The sequence below is a fragment of the Mesorhizobium sp. M0800 genome (assembly GCF_040320095.1).
Classification (GTDB): domain Bacteria; phylum Pseudomonadota; class Alphaproteobacteria; order Rhizobiales; family Rhizobiaceae; genus Mesorhizobium.
This window is the reverse complement of record NZ_JAMYOZ010000002.1, coordinates 441,828-462,600: the sequence shown is the minus strand read 5'-3', so window position 1 is coordinate 462,600 and position 20,773 is coordinate 441,828. Positions and strand designations below refer to the sequence as shown.

Below are 20,773 nucleotides of genomic sequence, written 5' to 3'. Positions count from 1 at the left end.
GGCTCTATCGCCGCATGCTCAAGCCGTAAGCGTTTATTGAGATTAGCCGGCGGATTCCCATTCACGACGCTTGCAATACCGGCGCGGGCCGCTAAAAGCCCGACTAAGAGGCTGGAGTGCTATCGGAGTCTCTCAATCCTTCGCCAGGAACGGTGCATGAAGCTCTTCGCGGGCAATTCCAACAGGGTGCTGGCCGAATCAGTCGCCCGCTACCTCAACATTCCGCTGGGCAAGGCCAGCGTCAGGCGCTTCGCCGACCAGGAAATCTTCGTCGAGATCCAGGAGAACGTGCGCGGCGAGGACGTCTTCATCCTGCAGTCCACTTCGTTCCCGACTAACGATCATTTGATGGAACTGCTCATCATGATCGACGCCTTCATGCGCTCCTCGGCCAAGCGCATCACTGCAGTTATTCCTTATTTCGGCTATGCCAGGCAGGATCGCCGCGCCTCGGGCCGCACACCCATCTCGGCCAAGCTGGTCGCCAACATGATCACGAGGGCGGGCGTCAACCGGGTGCTGACCCTGGATCTCCATGCCGGCCAGATTCAAGGCTTCTTCGACATCCCGACCGACAATCTGTTTTCCGTGCCGGTCATGGCCCGCGACGTAAAGGCGAAATACAAGCAGCTTGCCAATGTCATGGTGGTGTCGCCGGATGTCGGCGGCGTGGTCCGCGCCCGCGCGCTCGCCAAGCGCATCGACGCCCAGCTTGCCATCGTCGACAAGCGCCGCGAGCGCCCCGGCGAATCGGAAGTCATGAACGTCATCGGTGACGTGCGCGGCAAGGATTGCCTGTTGATCGACGACATCATCGATTCGGGCGGCACGCTGTGCAATGCGGCCGATGCGCTGCTTGCCGATGGCGCCACCAGTGTCACCGCCTATACTACCCATGGCGTTTTGTCCGGCGGCGCCATCGCCCGCATCGGCGCCTCGAAACTGCAGGAACTGGTCATCACCGATTCCATCCAGCCGACCCAGGCAGTGCTGGACGCCGCCAATATCCGCGTCATCTCCATCGCCGAATTGATGGGCGAGGCGATCTCGCGCACGGCGACCGAGGAATCGGTGTCGAGCCTGTTCGATTAATGCGTGTCGCGCAAAGTGCAGCGGTTTTGCGATAACGACATGCATAAAAGCAAGAACCCAAAGCGCGTCGCATGAGGCCGGTCGAACGCGACGCCCTTCAGGGCTGCGACTCAGGCCGAGCCGGACCGCTTATTCGTCGCACACCTTCGCCAGCGTCACGGGCGCCCCGCATGTAACCGCGTGGCGATGCTCCCAGCATGCGCTTGAACATGGTGATGAACGCCGGCACGCTGTCATAGCCGAGATCGAGCGCCACCCTCGTGATCGGCTCGCCGTCGGCCAGCCGTGGCAGCGCCGCGAACAGACAGGCCTGCTGACGCCAGGTCGACAGCGACAATCCGGTCTGGCGGTGGAACGCGCGGGTGAAAGAGCGGCGGCTCATGCCGACGATAGCGGCCCACTCGTCGATCGTCGCATGCGGTGACGGTGCCGAGACGAAGCGCCGGCACAGCGTCGCCAGCCTTGCATCGGACGGGAACGGAAGGCCGAGCGGCCGTTCCGGCAGGTTCGGGATTTCGTGCAGCAGGAGCTTCATGATCAGTCCGCCCCGCCCCTCCAGCTCGGCGCCTTGCGGCAGCTTTTCCGATTCCACGATCAGGCTGTGCATCAGGTCGGTGATGCCGACGACACGCAACCCGTCCGGCAGGCCGGGAATGGCCTCCGGCATCACATAGACGGACCGCATGCTGACGTCGCCCAGCATCTCGACGGAATGTTCGGTGCCGGCGGGGATCCACATCGCGTGGTCCGGAGGCACCATCCAGCGCCCATGCCGCGTCGTCACCAGCACGACACCGACCAGCGCGTGCAGCAACTGGCTGCGGCTATGATGGTGCCGTGGCACATGGTAGCCGTCCGGATATTCGGTCGGCAGCGCCACTGCCGGCCCTACGGCCTGCTCCAGCCATTGCCAGCGACGCTCATGCAACAGCCCGAGATCGGTGTCGCCCGCTCTGAACATTTCCCTGCCATGCGGCATCAGCTATGGCCCACTTGCGAAACTATTGGACCAAACCACGAAAGAAGTCGCGTGACAAGCAACGTATAAGGCTGCGGCCTATAAGACCGCCTGCGGAGCGCCCGCCAAAAAGACCACGGAGCCTGCCTTGACCGATACCACAGCAACCGCCGACGCCAAGCCGGCAGCGGCCAGCCACATTTCAGCTCAGGCGACGGCCTTCACCGTCATCCTGGCGGTGAGCTTCTGCCATTGCATCAACGACATCATGCAGTCGCTGCTGTCGGCGATCTATCCGCTGCTGAAGGACAATTACGGTCTCGATTTCTGGCAGATCGGCCTTTTGACTTTCACCTTCCAGGTGACGGCATCCTTGCTGCAGCCGGTGATCGGCATGATTACCGACAAGCGGCCGATGCCTTATTCGCTGCCCTACGGCATGGCTTCTTCGCTGATCGGGCTGGTCGTGCTGGCCTATGCCGGACATTACTCGCTGCTCCTCATCGGCGCCTCGCTGATCGGCATCGGCTCGGCGATCTTCCACCCGGAATCCTCGCGCATCGCCCGCTTCGCCTCCGGTGGCCGGTTCGGTCTTGCGCAGTCGCTGTTCCAGGTCGGCGGCAATTTCGGCCAGGCGATGGGGCCGCTGCTGGCAGCATTCATCGTCGTGCCCTTCGGCCAGACCAGCATCGCCTGGTTTGCCGGCGGCTCGCTGATCGGCATCATCGTGCTGTGGCAGGTTGGCGGCTGGTACAGCCGCCTGCGCGCCGCACAGGGCACCCGCCAGGCGGCAGGCTTCGTTTCGCCTTTCCCGCGCCGCAAGGTCCTGGGCGCGCTGGCGTTGCTGACCTTGCTGGTGTTGACCAAGAACGCCTATATTTCCAGCCTTGCCAGCTATTACACCTTCTATTCCATCCATAAATTCGGCGTTTCAGTCCAGATGTCGCAAGTCATGCTGTTTCTGTTCCTCGGCGCCTCGGCCCTTGGCATCCTGCTCGGCGGCCCGTTCGGCGACCGCTACGGGCAGAAGGCGATGATCTGGTTCTCGATCGTCGGCGTGCTGCCGTTCACCCTGGCCTTGCCCTACGCCAATTTCGAGTGGACGATGGTTCTCACCGTGCTGATCGGCCTGATCCTGTCCTCGGCTTTCTCGAACATCGTCGTCTTCGCCCAGGAACTGGTGCCCGGCCGCGTCGGCATGATCGCCGGCATCTTTTTCGGCTTCGCCTTCGGCATGGGTGGCATCGCGGCCGCCGTGCTTGGCGTCGTCGCCGACATGAAAGGCATCGATTTCGTCTTCCAGGTCTGCTCGTATTTGCCGCTGCTCGGGCTGCTGACGGTCCTCCTGCCTAACATGAAGGAAGCGAGGAAGGTGGAGGCTGCGGCCAGCTAAAAATCAGTTCATCTTCGGAATTGATACGAGGGCGCGACAGTTGCCGCGCCCTCGATGATTCTTTCACCATACGCCGGGTGAAAAGCCTGTTAGAGAGGGTCACCCCTGAAGGCAAAATTTTGGTCAGCAATGCCTTCAAGTTGAACATACCGGGCTCAGCCCTGATGCTGCGCAGCGCTTCGCGCCAGGAAAGGCAATTCGCTTATGTCCAGACTAAAAGGCAAGGCCGCATTGATTACCGGCGGCACCAGCGGCATCGGCCTGGCGACGGCGCGACGTTTCATCGAGGAAGGTGCGCGCGTCGCTATCACCGGAACAAATGCGAGCCGTCTCGAGGAGGCGCGCACCATCCTCGGCAGTGATGTGCTTGTCATTGCCGCCGACGCCGGAGATGCTGCTGCCCAGAACGACATAGCGCGGCGGATCGAGGAAACCTTCGGCAAGCTCGACGCTCTCTTCCTCAATGCCGGTATCGCCGACCTGCGCCCGCTTGGCGACTGGACCGAGGCCGCGTTTGACAGGAGCATCGACGTCGACCTCAAGGGGCCGTATTTCCTGGTCAAGGCGCTCGTTCCGCTGTTTTCGAACCCGTCGTCGATCATCCTCAGCGGCTCGGTCAACGCGCATATGGGAATGGCTGGAACGCATGTCTATGCGCTGGCCAAGGCCGCCATAATTTCGCTCGCCCGGACGCTCTCGGGCGAACTGATAGAACGCGGTATTCGCGCCAACGTGATCAGCCCGGGTCCGATCGACACTCCGCTCAACGACAAACTTGGGCTGGACCCCGAAGCGGCGAAGGCGCGTGCGAAAGCTGTGGTCGGCCTGGTGCCTGCCCGTCGTTTCGGAACCGCCGAGGAAATTGCCAACGCGGTGGTTTTTCTTGCTTCGGACGAATGCCCGTTCATGGTCGGTGCGGAAATGCTGATCGATGGCGGCTTGAGCATCGCCTGACATCGGCACGACCTGACACGAGATCACCCGCAGATGGCGGGTTTTTTGTTACGTTCTGAAAGGCCTTACGCCCTGAAGAAGGCCAGCATGTCGGTGTTTATAACATCGGCATGGGTGGTCGCCATGCTATGGGGGAAACCCTTGTAGACCTGTCGCCTGCCATGACTTGCACCCTTTCCCGCCTTCGGCTATAGAGCCGCCACCCGCGTAGACACCCTTGGAGGCAACGCGGCGGAAGGCTGCCTTCCCTTGTGATCCCGAACAAAGGTCCGCTTGCTTATGCGGCTGCCGGCTTTCGGATATGCAGGCCCGGCGGCTTTCGACGTTTACGGCCCCGGCACGTTGCCGGCCGTGAGCGCTCCAGAACAACGCGAAAGGAAATGCCATGAGCCACGATACTTACGAGCTCAAGGCCGAAGCGCGCGAACAGGTCGGTAAGGGGTCCGCCCGTGCAGTTCGCCGCAACGGTAAAGTGCCTGCAGTGATTTACGGCGACAAGCAGCCTCCCCTGGCGATTGCGCTGACCTACAAGGACATCTACTACAAGATCCATGGCGGCGGGTTTCTGACCACGGTCGCCACGATCGATGTCGACGGCAACAAGATCCAGGTTCTGCCCAAGGATTTTCAGCTCGACCCGGTCAAGGATTTCCCTGTCCATGTCGATTTCCTGCGCATCGGCAAGGATACCGAAGTCAACGTCGATGTGCCCGTGCACTTCATCAATGAAGACAAGTCGCCCGGCATCAAACGCGGCGGCGTGCTCAACATCGTGCGCCACGAGGTCGAGTTCCACTGCCCGGCCAATGCGATCCCGGATTTCATCACCGTCGATCTCACCGGTACCGATATCGGCGATTCGATCCACATTTCGGCCGTCACCTTGCCGGCCGGCGTCAAGCCGGTGATCTCCGACCGCGACTTCACCATCGCGACCATTGCCGGCTCCTCGGCGATGAAGCCGGAGGCCGCGGAAGAGACGACTGAAGCGGCTGCGCCCGAAGCGGCTCCTGCCGCCGAAGAGAAGTAACCCCTTCCCGCCCGGAGGCGACGATGCTTGTCTTTGCAGGCCTCGGCAATCCGGGCGCGAAATACGCCAACAACCGGCACAATGTCGGCTTCATGGCGGCGGACGCGATCGCCCGCCGCCATTCCTTTTCGCCCTGGTCGAAGAAATTCCAGGGTCTGATCGCCGAAGGCACGCTTGCCGGCGAAAAGGTGATCCTGATCAAGCCGCAGACCTTCATGAACCTGTCCGGCCAGTCGGTCGGCGAAGCCCTGCGCTTCTACAAGCTCGGCCCTTCGGCGCTGACTGCCTTTTATGACGAGATCGACCTTGCCGCCGGCAAGGTGCGGGTCAAGGTCGGTGGCGGTTCCGGCGGCCACAACGGCATCCGCTCGCTCGACCAGCACGTCGGCAAGGATTTTCGCCGTGTGCGCATCGGCGTCGGCCATCCCGGCGTCAAGGAAATGGTGCACGGCCATGTGCTTGGCGATTTCGCCAAGGCCGATCGCGAATGGCTGGACGTGCTGCTCGACGCAATCGCCGAAGGTGCCGGATTGCTTGCCAAGGGCGACGACAATTCGTTCATGAACCGCGTGACGCTGGCGCTGCGCGACAAGCTCACGCCGACGGGCGACGATGATCGCCCGCCGCCCAAGGCGCCAAAGGCGCAAAGCCACGTCCGCCAGGCGCGGCCGCAGCAGCCGGCGGCCAAGCTGCCCGAAACCGGCCCGATGGCGGCTATGCTGAAGAAGCTTTTTGGCGGCAAGGACTGAGCCATGGCGCCGTCAGCGCCGCGGGCAAGAGTGCTCAGGGCTTGACGATCATCGACGCTTTCGCCCATAGCCCTGATCAAATTTCGATTTCCCGATAGGGCCAGACAAAAATGGGTTTCAAATGCGGCATCGTTGGCTTGCCCAACGTCGGCAAGTCGACGCTCTTCAATGCGTTGACCAGAACGGCGGCGGCACAGGCCGCCAATTATCCGTTCTGCACCATCGAACCGAACACCGGCGAGGTGGCGGTGCCCGACCCGCGCCTGCAGAAGATCGCCGCGATCGGCAAGTCGAAGGAGATCATCCCGACCCGCATCTCGTTCGTCGACATTGCCGGCCTGGTGCGTGGCGCCTCCAAAGGCGAAGGGCTTGGCAACCAATTCCTCGCCAACATCCGTGAGGTCGACGCCATCGTCCATGTGCTGCGCTGCTTCGAGGATGACGACGTCACCCATGTCGAGGGCCGCATCGATCCTGTCGCTGATGCCGAGACCGTCGAGACCGAATTGATGCTTGCCGACCTCGACAGCCTTGAGCGCCGCATCGTGCAGATCCGCAAGCGTGCCGCCGGCAAGGACAAGGAAGCAGCGACCGTACTTCCGATGATGGAAGCGGCGCTTGAACTGCTGCAGGCCGGCAAGCCCGCCCGCATCCTGCTCAACGGCATCTCGGCTGAGGATCTGCGCATCCTGCAGGGGCTGAATCTCTTGACCTCACACCCGGTGCTTTACGTCTGCAACGTCGCGGAAGCCGATGCCGCCACCGGCAACGCGCATACCAGGGCGGTCGAGAAGATGGCCGCCGCGCAAGGTGCCCGCACCGTTGTGATTTCCGCGGCGATCGAGGCCGAGGTCGCCCAGCTCTCGGACGAAGAGGAAATGGAATTCCTCGCAACGCTCGGGCTGGACGAACCCGGCCTGAACAAGGTCATCCGCGCCGGCTATGAGCTGCTCCAGCTCATCACCTACTTTACCGTTGGCCCCAAGGAGACACGCGCCTGGACCGTGCACAAGGGCGCCAAGGCGCCGCAGGCGGCAGGCGTCATCCACACCGATTTCGAGCGCGGCTTCATCCGCGCCCAGACCATCGCCTATGACGACTTCGTCAGGCTGGGCGGCGAAGTGGCGGCCAAGGAGGCCGGCAAGGCGCGCGACGAAGGCAAGGAGTATATCGTCCAGGACGGCGACATCATGCTGTTCAAGTTCAACACCTGATCCGGCGAGGGAGCCCAATGGTCACCATTGCCGTCGCTCGATGACAAACTTCAAAGCAGGGTGTCGCAGTGCCTCTTGCGCTGCTTGACGGGCCATCGTGCGGGGTCTAAGGGGCCTCTGCACCGGCCTCGCGCTTCGCCTGCCCGCGTCCGTGCGATGTGACTGACGCGCCCCCTCCAAACGAACGCTCTTTGGCAACAGCAAGGGAGACCCGGCGATGATCAAGGCCTTCGTCGTCGACAATGATCGCCTGCGCCTCGTCGACGATCTCCTGCAAAACAGCGACACTGTCGTCTGGGTCGACCTCTTCAACCCGACAAAGGAAGAAGAGACGACAATCGAGACCTGGCTCGGCATCGCCGTTCCGACCCGCGAAGAGATGGAAGAGATCGAGATCTCGAGCCGTCTCTACGTCGAGGACGGCGCCTACTTCATGACCGCCATTCTGCCTGCGCAGACCGAGGTGAACGATCCGTTGATGTCGCCGGTTACCTTCGTGCTCGCCGGCAGCAGGCTGATCACCGTGCGGTACCACGAACCGAAGGCGTTCAAGACCTTTCCGCTGCGCGCCGAAAAGGTGGCGACCGGTTGCACCAGCGGTGACACCATCCTGATTGGCCTGCTGGAGGCGATCGTCGACCGCCTCGCCGACATTCTGGAGCGCGCCGGCCGCGACGTCGAGGCGATCTCGCGCGACATCTTCGAGGCACGCTCGACCAAGGTTTCCAAGCGCAACCGCGACTTCCAGGAGCTGTTGAAAGGCATTGGCCGCAAGGAGGACCTCGCCTCCTCGATCCGCGACAGCCTGATCTCGCTGCAGCGCCTTGCCGGCTTTCTCGCCCATGCCTCCACTCAAAGCAGGATGAACAAGGACACCCGCGCTCGCATCAAGACCTTGTCGCGCGATGTGCTGTCGCTCGCCGACCACGCCACGTTCCTGTCGCAGAAGATCAGCTTCCTGCTCGACGCGACGCTCGGCATGATCTCGATCGAGCAGAACGCCATCATCAAGATCTTCTCCGTCGCCGCTGTCATCTTCCTGCCGCCGACGCTTGTCGCTTCGATCTACGGCATGAATTTCGACATCATCCCTGAGCTCAAATGGCACTTTGGCTATCCCTTCGCCATCGGCATGATGGTGCTTTCGGCAATCCTGCCCTTCTGGTATTTCCGCCGGCGCGGCTGGCTGTAGCGTCATCAATACCTCCGCTGCGGCTTGGGCGCAGCCGGCTGGCGCACTAGAAATTGCTTGACCAAATGCCACGCTGCCTGCAACCGGGACCGGGATTCGTAGCGATCGTACAATCCTGAACAGGATTTCCAGACCATGACCGCAAAGACCTGGGCTTATGAGGATTTTGTCGAGGGCGCTTCGCTCGACCTCGGCACCAAGCTGGTAAGTGCCGCCGAAATCATAGAATTCGCCGGTGAATTCGATGCCCAGCCGATGCATCTCGACGAGGCCGCGGGCCAAGCCAGCATTCTCGGCGGGCTGGCGGCCTCGGGCTGGCACACCTGCGCCATGTTCATGCGCATGCTGTGCGATGCCTTCCTGCTCGACTCGACCTCCCAGGGCGCGCCGGGCGTCGACCAGGTCAAATGGAAACGGCCAGTCCTGGCCGGCGACCTGTTGACCGGCAGCACCACCGTCCTTGCCAAGCGACTGTCCAGATCGAAGCCCCGGCTTGGCCTGGTGACCATGCGCAGCGAGTTGTTCAACCAGCGCGGCGAAGGTGTTTTCGAGCTCGAAAACACCGTCATGTTCCTCACCCGCGAGGGCCGTGCGTGAGCCTCGACGAATTCTTCTGCATCGGTATCACCGTCACGCTCGGTTCACATCGATTCGAACCGGAGGCGATCAAGGCGTTCGCCCGCAAATACGACCCGCAGATATTCCATATCGACGAAGAGGCGGCGAGGAACAGCATATTCGGCGGGCTCTGCGCCTCGGGCTGGCACACCGCCGCCACCTGGATGAAATTGAACCTCCAGGCTGGCATAGAGGCAGAGGTCGCCCGCTGGCCCGGTCCCGGGCCGGTGCCGGAATTCGGTCCCTCGCCCGGCTTCAAGAACCTCAAATGGCCCAAACCTGTCTATGCCGGGGAAACCGTGACTTTCACCCGCACCGCGCTGGCCCATCGCCCCATTGCCTCGCGACCGGGCTGGCGGCTGCTGACGCTCCGCTCGGAGGCCTTCGATTCGACCGGCGACAAGGTCATCGAATTCGAAAGTGCCGTGCTGGTGAAGGTGGAATGAGCGGAGTTCTTTCCCTCTCCCACAGGGGAGAAGGAAGAAACGCTCAATGCCCCTCAAACCCGATCAGCGTCCTCACCGGTACGCCGAGCGCCTCTAACCTCTCTCGGCCGCCAAGGTCCGGCAGGTCGATGACGAAGCAGGCGGCGAGGATATCGGCGCCGATCTGCCGCAATAGCTTGACGGCCGCCTCGGCCGTGCCGCCGGTGGCGATCAAATCGTCGACGAGGATTACCTTCTCGCCTGGAGAAACACCATCCTTGTGCATCTCCATCTCGTCCAGCCCGTATTCCAGGCTGTAGGCGACGCGCACCGTCTCGTAAGGCAACTTGCCCTTCTTGCGGATCGGCACGAAGCCGGCCGAGAGCTGGTGGGCGATGGCGCCGCCGAGGATGAAGCCGCGCGCCTCGATGCCGGCGATCTTGTCGATCTTCAGGCCGGCATAGGGATGCACCAGTTCGTCGATGGCGCGGCGGAAGGCCCGCGCATTGCCGAGCAGCGTGGTGATGTCGCGAAACAGGACCCCCGGCTTGGGATAATCCGGAATGGTGCGGATCGCGGCAAGCAGCGTCTCTTCGAGCGAGGATTTCATCAAGCGGCTCTCCGGGCTATTCAGATTCGGCTGAAGACGTGAAAGGAATGGGCCAATCGTAACCCGGTGCCGCCAAGTCCGGCTACCGCCATGTGGCGCCTGACGGAAAATTGTCCGGCAATGGGGCCTGCTCAGCGTCGGCTGCGATGAATCGACATGCCTGCAATGAAAAGGGCGCCTTTCGACGCCCTCGCATTCTCGTATATCGCAGGGCTCAGTGCGCCACGCCGGCCCACACCTTGCGTTTTGTCAGGTAGACCAGCGCACCGAACAGCAGCAGAAAGACCAGCACGCGAAAGCCGGTCTTCTTGCGGTCCTCGAGGTGCGGCTCGGCCGCCCACATCAGGAAGGCCGACACGTCGCGCGAATACTGGTCGACCGTCTGCGGCGCGCCGTCATCATAGGTAACCTGGCCGTCGGAGAGCGGCTTCGGCATCTTCAGCGACACGCCGGACAGGAAGTACGGATTGTAGTGCGTGCCTTCCGGTATGACCATGCCCGCCGGCGGCTGCTGGTCGTAGCCGGTCAGCAGCGAGTGGATGTAGTCGGGACCGCCCTGGGCATATTGCGTGAAGATGTCGAAGACGAAGCGCGGGAAGCCGCGTTCAACGCCGCGCGCCTTGGCCAGCAGCGACATGTCGGGCGGTGCTGCGCCGCCATTGGCCGCCGCCGCCGCTTCCGCATTGGGGAACGGCGCCGGGAAATGGTCGGACGGCTTGCCGGGGCGATCGAACATGTCGCCGGCATCGTTCGGGCCGTCGTGGATCGTGTATTCGGCCGCCAGCGTCTTGATCTGCGCATCCGAATAGCCAAGGCCTTCCAGCGTGCGGAACGCCACCAAATTCATCGAATGACAGGCTGAGCAGACTTCCTTGTAGACCTTCAGCCCGCGCTGCAGCTGGGCCTTGTCGTAGGTGCCGAACGGCCCGGCGAAGCTCCAGTCCATTTCCTTTGGTTCGTGTATCGGGAAATGCGTCGGCGCCGCCTCGTTGTGCGCCTCTTCCTGGGCGCGCGCTCCAGTGCCTGTGGCCCCAATGCCCGCGGCCACAAGGCCAAGCAGCGCCAGCGAGGTGAGAATCTTCTTCATGCAAATCCCCTTGAGATTCTCTGACGCGCTGTCATCGTCTCGAGCATGATCTTGTCCGAAAACCGGTTTCCACTTTTCGGGATCATGCTCAGCCTTTGGTTTCCGGCGCGGCCGTGGCGCCGGCGGGATGTCCACCGCCACCCTTGTTCTTCCCGAGCACCGCCTCGGTGATCGAATTCGGCAGCCGCCGCGGCGTCTCGATCAGCCCAAGTACCGGCAGCGCTACCAGGAAGAAGGCGAAGTAGAACAGCGTCGCCATCTGCGCCATGAACACATAGCTGCCCTCGGCCGGCTGCGAGCCCAGCCAGCCGAGCAGGATGGCGTCGGCCACGAACAGCCAGAAGAACAGCTTGTACCAAGGCCGGTAGACTGCCGAGCGCACCTTCGAGGTGTCGAGCCACGGCACCAGGAACAGCATAACAATCGCGCCGAACATGCAGAGCACGCCGCCGAGCTTGGAGTTGATGGGCCCGATATTGAAGGTGATCGCGCGCAGGATCGCGTAGAACGGCAGGAAGTACCATTCCGGCACAATGTGGGCCGGCGTCTTCAGGGGGTTGGCAACGGTGTAATTGTCCGGATGGCCGAGATAGTTCGGCAGATAAAAAACGAAATAGGCGAAGACGAACAGGAACACGATCATGCCGAACCCATCCTTGATGGTCGCGTAAGGCGTGAAGGCGAGCGTGTCGGTCTTCGATTTGACCTCGATGCCGGTCGGATTGTTCTGGCCGACGACGTGAAGCGCCCAGATGTGCAGCACGACGACGCCGGCGATCATGAACGGTAATAGGTAATGCAGCGCAAAGAAACGGTTCAGCGTCGGATTGTCGACCGCGAAGCCGCCGAGCAAAAGCTGCTGGATCCAGTCGCCGACCAGCGGGATGGCGGTGAAGAAGCCGGTGATGACGGTGGCGCCCCAGAAGCTCATCTGGCCCCAGGGCAGCACATAGCCCATGAACCCGGTCGCCATCATCAAGAGGTAGATGATGCAGCCGAGGATCCACAGCAGTTCACGCGGCGCCTTGTAGGAGCCGTAGTAGAGCCCGCGGAAGATATGGATGTAGACGGCGATGAAGAAGAACGACGCGCCGTTCGAATGCAGGTAGCGCAGCAGCCAGCCGGAATTGACGTCGCGCATGATCTTCTCGACCGAATCGAAGGCGAGAGTGCTGTCGGCCGCGTAGTGCATCGCCAGCACGATGCCGGTCAGGATCTGCGCCGCCAGCATGAGCGCGAGGATGCCGCCGAAGGTCCAGGCGTAATTCAAATTGCGCGGCACCGGATAGGCGATGAAGCTGTCATAGACCAGCCGCGGCAGCGGCATGCGCGAATCGAACCAGCGTCCGATGCCGGTCTTGGGCGTATAGGTCGAGTGTCCCTCGCTCATGGAAAATATCCCTTGCCTCAGCCGATACGGATCTTGGTGTCGGAAATGAACTGGAACACCGGCACCGCCATGTTCTCGGGCGCCGGCCCCTTCCGGATGCGGCCGGCGGTATCGTATACGGAACCGTGGCACGGGCAGAACCAGCCGCCGAAATCGCCTTCCTGGCCGAGCGGGATGCAGCCGAGATGGGTGCAGACCTGGACCATCACCATCCAGGCTTCCTTGCCCGGCGTGGTGCGGTTGGCGTCGGTTGCCGGGGCGTCGGCCGGCAAATTGGCGTTGCGGGCGATTGGATCCTTGAGCTCGGCGAGATTGACCGCCTCGCCGTCCTTCATCTCTTGCTCGGTGCGGTTGCGAACGACCACCGGCTTGCCCCGCCACTTCACAACGAGCGACATTCCTGGCGTCAGCGAAGATACGTCGACCTCAACCGAGGCAAGGGCCAGCGTCGAGGCATCCGGACGCATCTGATCGATGAACGGCCAGGCAACAGCGCCCGCGCCGACCACCGCCGCCATGCCAGTGGCGACGTAGAGAAAATCACGACGGTTGGGATCCTGGGTGTCGGTTGCGCTCACGGGTGCCTGATCCTTTCGCCTCTTCCGTGCCGGCGGCCGAGCCTTGTTCCCCGCTCAATCGCGCCGGCCCGACTGCGCATGGCGAACAGGCTAGCGAATTCCTCCGGCATTTGGGACTTGGGTTTATGCGTGAAGCCTGTTTTTGTCCAGACGGGTGAAGGCACAAGGGCAGATTGTCGCGGGGACGTCATTTGCCCGATGGAATGATTGGAAAATCGCAGGAAAACCAATCGGCTGCGTTCGCCTCGACAGCGGGCGCTGGCCCGGTTTATCCTCGGCCTATGGCGCATGTCATAGACCGCGACAAGTGGGCCGAAGCGCCCGACCACTGGCCCGACCACTGGCAGGGCGAGCTGCAATGCGGCGCCTACGGCTCCAGCATCTGCCTGATCTTCAACTACCTGCCTGAGATCGGCGGCGGCCCCAGGCTGCACAGCCACCCCTATTGCGAGATTTTTATCGTCCGGACCGGGACCGGCCTGTTCACCGTCGGCGACCGGCAGATCGAGGCCACAGCCGGCCAGATCCTGATCGTACCGCCGGACACGCCGCACAAATTCACCAATCTCGGGCCAGGCCCGCTGGAAACCACCGACATACACGAGAACGGCAGCTTCATCACCGAGTGGCTGGAATAGCGCCTCCCAAACCGATTTCGGTTCGGATCATACGCTGGCGCCGAGCCTGGCCAGCACGGCCTTGGGAATGCTGTATTCCCGGATCACCGCGTCGTGCTTGCGCAGGCCGCAGAGTTCGCGCTGGATGAAATACCCGTGCACCGCTTCGGCTGCATCCCTGAGCAGCCGGGCACGGTCGACACTGTCGCAATTCTCGCGCAGCCTCGTCAATGTTTCCTCGACGCGCCGGCCGGCGCGGCCGAGCGCGGCCGCCTTCTCGCCGAGGATTTCATGGCCAAGCAGGTCCAACGCGCTCTCCTGCGCGCCGGACCGTCCGAAATTCGATGGCATTCTCACCGCCATGGTCTACTCCGGTCTTTAGAAACTACTCCGCCGGCCGGGTCTCGGCCAGCGCGCTCTCCTCGTTGAACAGGAAACCGCCGGACTGCCGCTTCCACAGCCTGGCATAAAGCCCGTCGAGCCCGACCAGCTCGTCATGCGTGCCTTGCTCGATGATGCGGCCCTCGTCGAGCACCACCAGCCGGTCGAGTGCCGCAATGGTCGACAGCCGATGCGCGATGGCGATGACCGTCTTGCCTTCCATCAGCCTTGCCAGATTTTCCTGGATCGCCGCCTCGATGTCGGAATCGAGCGCCGAGGTCGCCTCATCGAGCACCAGGATCGGTGCATCCTTGAGGAAGACGCGGGCGATCGCCACGCGCTGGCGCTGGCCGCCGGAGAGCTTGACGCCGCGCTCGCCGACATAGGCCTCGTAGCCGATACGATCGCGATTGTCGCGCAGACCGAGGATGAACTCGTGCGCCTCGGCCTTCTTCGCTGCCGCGACCACCTCGGCGTCGGTCGCTTCCGGCATGCCGAGCTTGATGTTGTCGCGCAGCGAGCGGTGGAAAAGTGCCGTATCCTGGCTGACGACGCCGATATTGGCGCGCAGCGAATTCTGCGTGACCCTGGAGACGTCCTGCCCGTCAATGGTGATCTTGCCGCTCTCGAGGTCGTAGAGGCGCAGGATCAGATTGACCAAGGTCGTCTTGCCGGCGCCGGACGGGCCGACCAGGCCGACCTTTTCGCCCGGCCGCACGACGAGGTCGATGCCGTTGAGCACGCCGGACCCCTTGCCGTAGTGGAACTCGACATTGCTGACGTTGATGCGCCCGCCGCCGACGACAAGCTCTTTCGCGTCCGGCGCATCGGTCAGGCCGAGCGGCTGTGAGATCAGCGCCTTGGAATTCTCCAGCACGCCGAGGTTCCGCAAGATGCCGTTGAGCTGCATCATCAGCCGGCCGAGCAGCATGTTCAGCCGCAGCACCAAAGACAGCGTGAAAGCCACGGCGCCGACTGTGATCGAACCCTCGACCCAGAGATAAACGGCAAAGCAGGCGATCGCCGTGATCATAATGCCCGACAGCATCGTCAGTGCCATGCGCACGCCGGTCAGCCTGCGGGTGAACGGGCGCAGCGCGTCGAGATAGATGTCGAAGCCGTTCCTGATGTAGCGGTCGTCGCCATCGGCCGAGAACAGTTTCAGCGTCTGGACGTTCGAATAGGAATCGACAAGGCGGCCGGTGATCATCGAGCCGGCTTCGGCGGTGGCTTCGGCATGCTTGCGGATCGCCGGCAAATAGCGCCTGGCCAGCAAGCCGAAGGCGGTAATCCAGATCACCACCAGCACCGCCAGCCGGAGATCGAGCCCGGCGACCAGCGCCAGCGTCGTTACCGTATAGACGACCATGAACCAGACGACCTCGATGAAGCTTTCCATCAGATCGCCGGTCGCCTGTCCCGCCTGCCAGACCTTGGTCGCGATACGTCCGGCAAAGTCGTTCTGGAAGAAGGCGTAGGATTGGCGCGAGACATGGCGATGCGCCTGCCAGCGCACCAGATTATAGAAACCCGGCGTGATCGTCTGCTCGTCGACCAGCGCCGACAGGCCGACGACGATGGTGCGGATGACCAGCACCACCGCGATCATGAAGACAAGTTCCGGGCCGGCGGCAGTCCACAGGGCGTGCCAGCTGCGTTCGCCGGGAAGCTGATCGAGGATGTCGACCAGCCGCCCGACGAAATAGAACAGTCCGGCTTCGACTAACGGCGCGATGCCGCCGATCAGCAGCATGGCGAAGAAGGCGATCTTCGCCTGCCCGACATAATGCCAGAGAAAACCCCTGACGCCGGCAGGTGGCCGAAGGTCCGCAGGCTCCCGGAATGGATAGACCCAGTTCTCGAACCAGCGGTAGATGGCAGTCATTCGGCGGCTTCACCCTTGACGAGTGCATCGTTGGCGGCTGCATCGTTGACAGAGGGGCCGTCGTCGAGCAGGAAGCCGCCCGACTGGCGCTGCCAGAGCTGGGCGTAGAGCCCGCCGCTGGCAACCAGTTCCTCATGCGAACCTTCCTCGATGACCCGGCCCTTGTCCATGACGACGAGCCGGTCCATGGCCGCGATCGTCGACAGCCGGTGCGCAATGGCGATGACGGTCTTGCCTTGCATCAGTCTGTAGAGGTTCTCCTGGATGGCCGCCTCGGCCTCGGAATCGAGGGCGGAGGTCGCTTCGTCGAGGATAAGGATTGGTGCGTCCTTCAGCATAACACGGGCTATGGCGATGCGTTGCCGCTGGCCGCCGGACAATTTGACGCCGCGATCACCGACATGCGCGTCGAAACCCTTTCGACCGTTAGAATCCGACAATCCGGCGATGAAATCCAGCGCCTCGGCGCGCCGCGCCGCCTCGATCAGCATCTGGTCACTGGCGTCCGGCCGGCCATAGAGGATATTCTCGCGCACCGAGCGATGCAGCAGCGAGGTGTCCTGCGTGACCATGCCGATCTGCGCGCGCAGCGAGTCCTGCGTCACCGCCGCAATGTCCTGGCCGTCGATCAGGACCTTGCCGCTTTCGAGGTCATAGAAGCGCAACAGAAGATTGACCAGCGTCGACTTGCCGGCACCCGAACGGCCAACGATGCCGACCTTCTCGCCCGGCTTCACCGTCAGCGACAGGCTTTCGATCACGCCCTTCTGCTTGCCATAATGGAAGCGGATGTCCTCAAAACGGATCTCGCCCTTGGTCACGGCAATATCCTTGGCGCCAGGCCGGTCTTCGACTAGGCGCGGCAGCGAGATCGAGGCGATGCCGTCCTGCACCGTGCCGATATTCTCGAACAGCGTGGACATCTCCCACATGATCCATTGCGACATGCCCCAGAGCCGAAGCACGAGGCCGATGACCAGGGCGACGGCGCCGATCGTCACGGCTTGGCCGAGCCACAGCCATAGCGAGATTGCGGTGACCGAAAACAACAGCAGCGAATTCAGGACGTAGAGCAGGCCGTAGAGCTGTGTCACCAGCCGCATCGACCGGTAGACTGTATCGAGAAAGCCGGCCATACCGTCCTTGGCGAAGGATGCCTCGCGCCGCGCATGCGAGAACAGCTTGACCGTCTGGATGTTGGAGTAGCTGTCGACGACACGGCCGGTCATGGTTGAGCGCGCATTGGCCTGCTCCTCGCCGACCTTGCCCAGCCGCGGGATGAAATAGCGCAACAGCAGGACATATCCGGCAAGCCAGACGGCAAGCGGCGCAGCCAGCCGCCAGTCTGCCGAGCCGACGATGAACAGCATGCCAAGAAAATAGACGACGATATAGTTGAGCACATCGATGAGCTTGATGACGCACTCGCGCACCGCGAGCGCGGTCTGCATCAGCTTGGTCGCGATGCGCCCGGCAAACTCGTCCTGATAGAAGCTCATCGACTGCTTGAGCAGGTAACGATGCACCTGCCAGCGGATACGCATCGGATAATTACCCATCAGCGTCTGCTGGTTGAGCAGCGAATGGAACCAGACCGTCGCCGGCAGCGCGAAAACCACGATGAAGGCCATGCCGACCAGCTTCAAGCCTTCGGTCTGCAGGAACGTCTCGCGATTCTGTCCGGACAGCCAGTCGACGATCCGGCCCATGAAGCCGAACATCCACACCTCGGCAAGGGCGATGGCCGTCACCAGTACCGCATCGAGAGCGATGTAGGGCCATGCGCCGCGCGTATAATGCACGCAGAAGGCGATCAGTGTCCGCGGCGGCTCGACCGGCTCCTTGGCAGGGAACGGATCGAGCCTTTTTTCAAACCAGCTAAACATAGAGATGCTCACAATACCTGTTTCCGCTCACGCGGCACGCGAACGGTCGAAGTGCCCAGACCGCATGGCGTCAAGGACCGGCGATACGGAATCGTCCGCCTCGCCGGTCCTGCTTCGCGCTATATAGGTTGTCGCGGGCCTTTCGCCGACAGTCTCGTTTGACGATGCTGACGACGTTTTGACGATCCGGATTTTCGCGCCGGTTTTTGCACCAGGCCGGATCAGCCTGATGATCCGGCGCACCAGCGACGGCCGGCTATAGTCCGGAACGGCGCGTGAGAAATCGACGTCCGGCAGCATGCCGCGATGCGGACGCCGGCGGGCCTCGGCGTGAACCGCCGACGAGTAGGTCTCGCCGATCAAAAGCGCCCAGGTCGCAGTCTTGCGCTCGTGCAGGCTTCTTGAGCCGGGTATTCTACAGGGATCGAACATCGGTCCGTCCTCCAGTTGAAGATGCAGGTAGAAGGGTGAACCAACCCAGGCCGCGGGCACGCGCGGCGCGGCAAAGGTGGCATCGGTCGAAGCGTGTTCAGGTGGGGCGTTCAGCCCCTTCCACAGCTTGAAAAACATCGCAGGATTCCTTCAAAGGCCGAAAAAGGTTTCGGCGGGAATCGGTGCGATTGAAGTCTAGAAGGTCAGGAGAATCGTCGTACCGAAACCGCCGTCGGGCTGCTAAGCCCACGAGAGGGGTGGTGGATGTGCATGGCCATCATGAATTACCCCTCCATCGGTTCGGGTTGACAATGCTGGCCGTATAACCGACTTCGCAGAAAATGACCACCCGCCAGTCCAGGAATTTCCAAAACCGCGAGAGCTCTGTGGCTGATCTGCCACTTATTAGAAAGACGCGGAAATGAACGACCGTCTCCGCATCGCGCTCTACCAGCCTGATATCGCCGGCAACACCGGGACAATCCTGCGCTTCGCCGCTTGCCTCGGTCTCGGCGTCGACATCATCGAACCGACGGGCTTCCCGCTCTCCGACCGTACGCTGAAACGGGCCGGCATGGACTACCTCGAAATGGCGGCGCTGACCCGCCATGTCGACTGGCACGCCTTTGAGGACTGGCGCAGACTCGGCAACCGACGGCTGGTGCTGCTTTCGACCAAAGCCACGACCGCCTACACGGATTTCGCCTTTGCCGGCGACGACATTCTCTTGTTCGGCCGTGAATCCGCAGGCGTGCCGGACGCCGTCCACGAGGCGGCGGATGCGCGACTGATCATCCCGATGCAGCCCGGCGCGCGCAGCATCAACGTCGCGCTTTCCGTTGCGATGGTGGCGGCCGAGGCGATCCGGCAGCTCCGCTAGGATGTGTACGCGATCGCCGGCCGCAGCGACCAAGGCGTCGTCCTCACGCAACACTGCGTCCTCTCCGGTCATTCTCATCCAGACGCCCATCGCCTTCTCCTGCCGTTTGCATCTTCGAGGCTTCTTCGCTACAAGCTCAACTTAACTTGAGGTCAAGCGGAAAATCGGAGATGGCTGCGGCAACGGAATTAACAGTCGGCCAGGTGGCGATGCGCAGCGGCGTGGCGGTGTCGGCGCTACATTTCTACGAAGCACGCGGGCTGATCCGCAGCCACCGCACATCAGGCAACCAGCGGCGTTACGGCCGCGACGTGCTGCGACGGGTGGCGATCATCAAGGTAGCGCAGGAGGTCGGCATTTCGCTGGCCGAGATCGGCACAGCCCTTCGATCATTGCCTGAAGGCCGGACGCCGACGCGCGAGGATTGGAACCTGCTTTCGACTGCTTGGCGCGACGACCTCGACCAGAAAATTAGTCAGCTCAAGAAGCTGCGCGACGGGCTGAGCGACTGCATCGGCTGCGGCTGCATGTCGATCGACAAATGTCCGCTGCGGAATAAGAACGACAGGCTGGCAAGGGACGGCGCGGGCGCCCGCAGGCTGGTCGTGCGTTGAAGCCATGACGGGTCTGGACGGGTTCAGCGAACTTATCCTGTCCGTTAGTCACTATACAGTCTTGTGAAGTTCATGTGCCCGTGCTTGATACGCCCCTGCAACTAACCTTGGGGGGCAGAATTGAAATTTGCATACAAGACTTACGCCGCGTTGCTTGGCGCCATTGTGTTGGCTGGATGCATGCCGAGCGAAGGTGAATGGAATACGGCAAGGACTTTGGTTCAGGGCAGTCCTGCCATGTATAAGAAAGTGCTTACGGAATGCATCAGGCATTCGGAGCAATCGCCTCTCAGTTCGAAGCAGGAAGCTGGCAAGATCATGAATGTCAGCGCAGCCGCGGCGCCACGTGTCTGGTGCGGAAGAACCGTGCGGGCCTTCGCGAATGGGCGCCTGACGTATGCCGAGATGAAAAGAGCGCATCTTGGAACGGGCGACAGAAGCGTGTTTATCAAGATCGTTCAGGGCAGATGAACTAGCCCTGATACGTTCAGCCTCGAGACCGGAGCGTTAATCCGCCGCCGGCAGCCGCCTGATGGTGAATTCGATGACGTCGCCCGGCCGCTCGAACCAGCTTTCGATCTCGGTCCAATAGGCCTGCTTAGGAAAGCGCTCGAACCATTCCTTCGCCTTGAGACGAGCATCGGCGCGCGGCAGCACGAAGGTCTCGCGCAGGAAGCCGTCGCGCGGCATGCGCGCGTTCTCGGCGCGCGAACGGTCGAGCCTCTTCTTCAGGCCATCCAGCGGCGGTCTTGCCGGGGTGCGCACGAAAGAACTACATTCACACTTGA

Annotated in this window: 23 protein-coding genes and 1 pseudogene; 13 read left to right on the top strand and 11 right to left on the bottom strand. The window is 62.3% G+C overall.

Features of this window, described 5'->3' with window-relative positions:
• Window positions 1-156 precede the first annotated feature (156 nt).
• Complete coding sequence (locus tag NKI18_RS04655; RefSeq protein ID WP_023678427.1) at window positions 157-1,092, top strand: ribose-phosphate pyrophosphokinase; 936 nt, start codon at window positions 157-159, stop codon at window positions 1,090-1,092.
• Between the two features lie 97 nt (window positions 1,093-1,189).
• Here NKI18_RS04655 and NKI18_RS04650 read toward each other — a convergent pair whose 3' ends face one another.
• Window positions 1,190-2,071, bottom strand: coding sequence for an AraC family transcriptional regulator (locus tag NKI18_RS04650; protein ID WP_023678428.1), 882 nt, complete (start codon window positions 2,069-2,071; stop codon window positions 1,190-1,192).
• Between the two features lie 127 nt (window positions 2,072-2,198).
• Between NKI18_RS04650 and NKI18_RS04645 the strand changes: the two genes are divergently transcribed.
• Together NKI18_RS04645 and NKI18_RS04640 are read left to right on the top strand one after the other, a co-directional pair.
• Window positions 2,199-3,443, top strand: a complete 1,245-nt coding sequence (locus NKI18_RS04645) for an MFS transporter (RefSeq protein ID WP_352615559.1) — start codon at window positions 2,199-2,201, stop codon at window positions 3,441-3,443.
• A gap of 204 nt (window positions 3,444-3,647) precedes the next feature.
• Entirely contained in the window at window positions 3,648-4,397 is a 750-nt protein-coding gene (locus NKI18_RS04640) for an SDR family oxidoreductase (protein WP_352615557.1), read from the top strand.
• A 65-nt stretch (window positions 4,398-4,462) separates the two neighbouring features.
• Here NKI18_RS04640 and NKI18_RS04635 read toward each other — a convergent pair.
• Window positions 4,463-4,558 (bottom strand): annotated as a pseudogene (locus NKI18_RS04635) (alpha/beta fold hydrolase); the annotation flags it as partial.
• Between the two features lie 224 nt (window positions 4,559-4,782).
• On the opposite strand from NKI18_RS04635, the gene NKI18_RS04630 reads away from it, so the two are divergent.
• From NKI18_RS04630 to NKI18_RS04605, 6 genes are all read left to right on the top strand, one after another.
• The gene (locus NKI18_RS04630; RefSeq protein WP_352469743.1) at window positions 4,783-5,427 is read left to right on the top strand and encodes a 50S ribosomal protein L25/general stress protein Ctc; all 645 of its coding nucleotides are present in this window, start codon (window positions 4,783-4,785) and stop codon (window positions 5,425-5,427) included.
• Between the two features lie 23 nt (window positions 5,428-5,450).
• Window positions 5,451-6,176, top strand: a complete 726-nt coding sequence (pth, locus tag NKI18_RS04625; RefSeq protein ID WP_352615554.1) for an aminoacyl-tRNA hydrolase — start codon at window positions 5,451-5,453, stop codon at window positions 6,174-6,176.
• A 110-nt stretch (window positions 6,177-6,286) separates the two neighbouring features.
• Window positions 6,287-7,390 (top strand): redox-regulated ATPase YchF, encoded by a 1,104-nt coding sequence (gene ychF, locus NKI18_RS04620; RefSeq protein WP_352615552.1) that lies wholly within the window; start codon window positions 6,287-6,289, stop codon window positions 7,388-7,390.
• 217 nt (window positions 7,391-7,607) lie between these two features.
• Entirely contained in the window at window positions 7,608-8,582 is a 975-nt protein-coding gene (corA, locus tag NKI18_RS04615) for a magnesium/cobalt transporter CorA (RefSeq protein ID WP_352615549.1), read from the top strand.
• 135 nt (window positions 8,583-8,717) lie between these two features.
• On the top strand, window positions 8,718-9,179 hold the full coding sequence (locus NKI18_RS04610; protein WP_023678443.1) for a MaoC family dehydratase: 462 nt from the start codon (window positions 8,718-8,720) through the stop codon (window positions 9,177-9,179).
• Entirely contained in the window at window positions 9,176-9,646 is a 471-nt protein-coding gene (locus tag NKI18_RS04605) for a MaoC family dehydratase (RefSeq protein ID WP_352541010.1), read from the top strand. Before NKI18_RS04610 ends, NKI18_RS04605 begins: the two co-directional genes overlap by 4 nt.
• Window positions 9,647-9,689: 43 nt before the next feature.
• Here the strand turns inward: NKI18_RS04605 and NKI18_RS04600 are convergent, their stop codons facing one another.
• The 4 genes from NKI18_RS04600 to petA all read right to left on the bottom strand — a co-directional run bounded on the left by NKI18_RS04600 (window position 9,690) and on the right by petA (window position 13,290).
• Window positions 9,690-10,235: an adenine phosphoribosyltransferase gene (locus NKI18_RS04600; RefSeq protein WP_023679476.1), complete on the bottom strand. Its 546-nt coding sequence runs from the start codon at window positions 10,233-10,235 to the stop codon at window positions 9,690-9,692.
• A gap of 214 nt (window positions 10,236-10,449) precedes the next feature.
• Complete coding sequence (locus NKI18_RS04595) at window positions 10,450-11,322, bottom strand: cytochrome c1 (protein WP_023679477.1); 873 nt, start codon at window positions 11,320-11,322, stop codon at window positions 10,450-10,452.
• An 88-nt stretch (window positions 11,323-11,410) separates the two neighbouring features.
• Window positions 11,411-12,712, bottom strand: a complete 1,302-nt coding sequence (locus tag NKI18_RS04590; protein ID WP_352450515.1) for a cytochrome b — start codon at window positions 12,710-12,712, stop codon at window positions 11,411-11,413.
• Window positions 12,713-12,729: 17 nt separating this feature from the next.
• On the bottom strand, window positions 12,730-13,290 hold the full coding sequence (gene petA, locus NKI18_RS04585; protein WP_023719206.1) for a ubiquinol-cytochrome c reductase iron-sulfur subunit: 561 nt from the start codon (window positions 13,288-13,290) through the stop codon (window positions 12,730-12,732).
• A gap of 281 nt (window positions 13,291-13,571) precedes the next feature.
• On the opposite strand from petA, the gene NKI18_RS04580 reads away from it, so the two are divergent.
• Window positions 13,572-13,928, top strand: coding sequence for a cupin domain-containing protein (locus tag NKI18_RS04580; protein WP_352615544.1), 357 nt, complete (start codon window positions 13,572-13,574; stop codon window positions 13,926-13,928).
• 27 nt (window positions 13,929-13,955) lie between these two features.
• Here NKI18_RS04580 and NKI18_RS04575 read toward each other — a convergent pair whose 3' ends face one another.
• Genes NKI18_RS04575 through NKI18_RS04560 form a run of 4 tightly spaced genes read right to left on the bottom strand, consistent with a single transcriptional unit; the run spans window position 13,956 to window position 18,629 of the window.
• The gene (locus NKI18_RS04575) at window positions 13,956-14,270 is read right to left on the bottom strand and encodes a DUF6665 family protein (protein ID WP_352615542.1); all 315 of its coding nucleotides are present in this window, start codon (window positions 14,268-14,270) and stop codon (window positions 13,956-13,958) included.
• 22 nt (window positions 14,271-14,292) lie between these two features.
• On the bottom strand, window positions 14,293-16,173 hold the full coding sequence (locus tag NKI18_RS04570) for an ABC transporter ATP-binding protein (protein WP_353018933.1): 1,881 nt from the start codon (window positions 16,171-16,173) through the stop codon (window positions 14,293-14,295).
• Window positions 16,170-18,059: an ABC transporter ATP-binding protein gene (locus NKI18_RS04565; RefSeq protein WP_352615537.1), complete on the bottom strand. Its 1,890-nt coding sequence runs from the start codon at window positions 18,057-18,059 to the stop codon at window positions 16,170-16,172. Before NKI18_RS04565 ends, NKI18_RS04570 begins: the two co-directional genes overlap by 4 nt.
• Before the next feature lie 27 nt (window positions 18,060-18,086).
• Entirely contained in the window at window positions 18,087-18,629 is a 543-nt protein-coding gene (locus NKI18_RS04560; protein WP_352615535.1) for a hypothetical protein, read from the bottom strand.
• Window positions 18,630-18,912: 283 nt separating this feature from the next.
• Here NKI18_RS04560 and NKI18_RS04555 point away from each other — a divergent pair, with 283 nt between their 5' ends.
• The 3 genes from NKI18_RS04555 to NKI18_RS04545 all read left to right on the top strand — a co-directional run bounded on the left by NKI18_RS04555 (window position 18,913) and on the right by NKI18_RS04545 (window position 20,456).
• On the top strand, window positions 18,913-19,371 hold the full coding sequence (locus tag NKI18_RS04555; RefSeq protein ID WP_352615532.1) for a tRNA (cytidine(34)-2'-O)-methyltransferase: 459 nt from the start codon (window positions 18,913-18,915) through the stop codon (window positions 19,369-19,371).
• Window positions 19,372-19,541: 170 nt separating this feature from the next.
• Window positions 19,542-19,985 (top strand): redox-sensitive transcriptional activator SoxR, encoded by a 444-nt coding sequence (gene soxR / locus NKI18_RS04550; protein ID WP_023679485.1) that lies wholly within the window; start codon window positions 19,542-19,544, stop codon window positions 19,983-19,985.
• A gap of 120 nt (window positions 19,986-20,105) precedes the next feature.
• Entirely contained in the window at window positions 20,106-20,456 is a 351-nt protein-coding gene (locus tag NKI18_RS04545; RefSeq protein WP_156937440.1) for a hypothetical protein, read from the top strand.
• A 36-nt stretch (window positions 20,457-20,492) separates the two neighbouring features.
• On the opposite strand, the gene NKI18_RS04540 is transcribed toward NKI18_RS04545, so the two are convergent.
• Window positions 20,493-20,750: a hypothetical protein gene (locus NKI18_RS04540; RefSeq protein ID WP_352615528.1), complete on the bottom strand. Its 258-nt coding sequence runs from the start codon at window positions 20,748-20,750 to the stop codon at window positions 20,493-20,495.
• Window positions 20,751-20,773 lie beyond the last annotated feature (23 nt).

Bases quoted from the DNA above. Each gene is read 5' to 3' on its own strand.
- ychF (WP_352615552.1), top strand. From the start codon at position 6,287: ATGGGTTTCAAATGCGGCATCGTTGGCTTGCCCAACGTCGGCAAGTCG.
- NKI18_RS04555 (WP_352615532.1), top strand. From the start codon at position 18,913: ATGAACGACCGTCTCCGCATCGCGCTCTACCAGCCTGATATCGCCGGC.
- NKI18_RS04640 (WP_352615557.1), top strand. From the start codon at position 3,648: ATGTCCAGACTAAAAGGCAAGGCCGCATTGATTACCGGCGGCACCAGC.
- NKI18_RS04630 (WP_352469743.1), top strand. From the start codon at position 4,783: ATGAGCCACGATACTTACGAGCTCAAGGCCGAAGCGCGCGAACAGGTC.
- NKI18_RS04595 (WP_023679477.1), bottom strand. From the start codon at position 11,322: ATGAAGAAGATTCTCACCTCGCTGGCGCTGCTTGGCCTTGTGGCCGCG.
- NKI18_RS04590 (WP_352450515.1), bottom strand. From the start codon at position 12,712: ATGAGCGAGGGACACTCGACCTATACGCCCAAGACCGGCATCGGACGC.
- NKI18_RS04600 (WP_023679476.1), bottom strand. From the start codon at position 10,235: ATGAAATCCTCGCTCGAAGAGACGCTGCTTGCCGCGATCCGCACCATT.
- NKI18_RS04565 (WP_352615537.1), bottom strand. From the start codon at position 18,059: ATGTTTAGCTGGTTTGAAAAAAGGCTCGATCCGTTCCCTGCCAAGGAG.
- NKI18_RS04580 (WP_352615544.1), top strand. From the start codon at position 13,572: ATGGCGCATGTCATAGACCGCGACAAGTGGGCCGAAGCGCCCGACCAC.
- soxR (WP_023679485.1), top strand. From the start codon at position 19,542: ATGGCTGCGGCAACGGAATTAACAGTCGGCCAGGTGGCGATGCGCAGC.
- NKI18_RS04655 (WP_023678427.1), top strand. From the start codon at position 157: ATGAAGCTCTTCGCGGGCAATTCCAACAGGGTGCTGGCCGAATCAGTC.
- pth (WP_352615554.1), top strand. From the start codon at position 5,451: ATGCTTGTCTTTGCAGGCCTCGGCAATCCGGGCGCGAAATACGCCAAC.
- NKI18_RS04560 (WP_352615535.1), bottom strand. From the start codon at position 18,629: ATGTTTTTCAAGCTGTGGAAGGGGCTGAACGCCCCACCTGAACACGCT.
- NKI18_RS04650 (WP_023678428.1), bottom strand. From the start codon at position 2,071: ATGCCGCATGGCAGGGAAATGTTCAGAGCGGGCGACACCGATCTCGGG.
- corA (WP_352615549.1), top strand. From the start codon at position 7,608: ATGATCAAGGCCTTCGTCGTCGACAATGATCGCCTGCGCCTCGTCGAC.
- NKI18_RS04570 (WP_353018933.1), bottom strand. From the start codon at position 16,173: ATGACTGCCATCTACCGCTGGTTCGAGAACTGGGTCTATCCATTCCGG.
- NKI18_RS04610 (WP_023678443.1), top strand. From the start codon at position 8,718: ATGACCGCAAAGACCTGGGCTTATGAGGATTTTGTCGAGGGCGCTTCG.
- NKI18_RS04575 (WP_352615542.1), bottom strand. From the start codon at position 14,270: ATGGCGGTGAGAATGCCATCGAATTTCGGACGGTCCGGCGCGCAGGAG.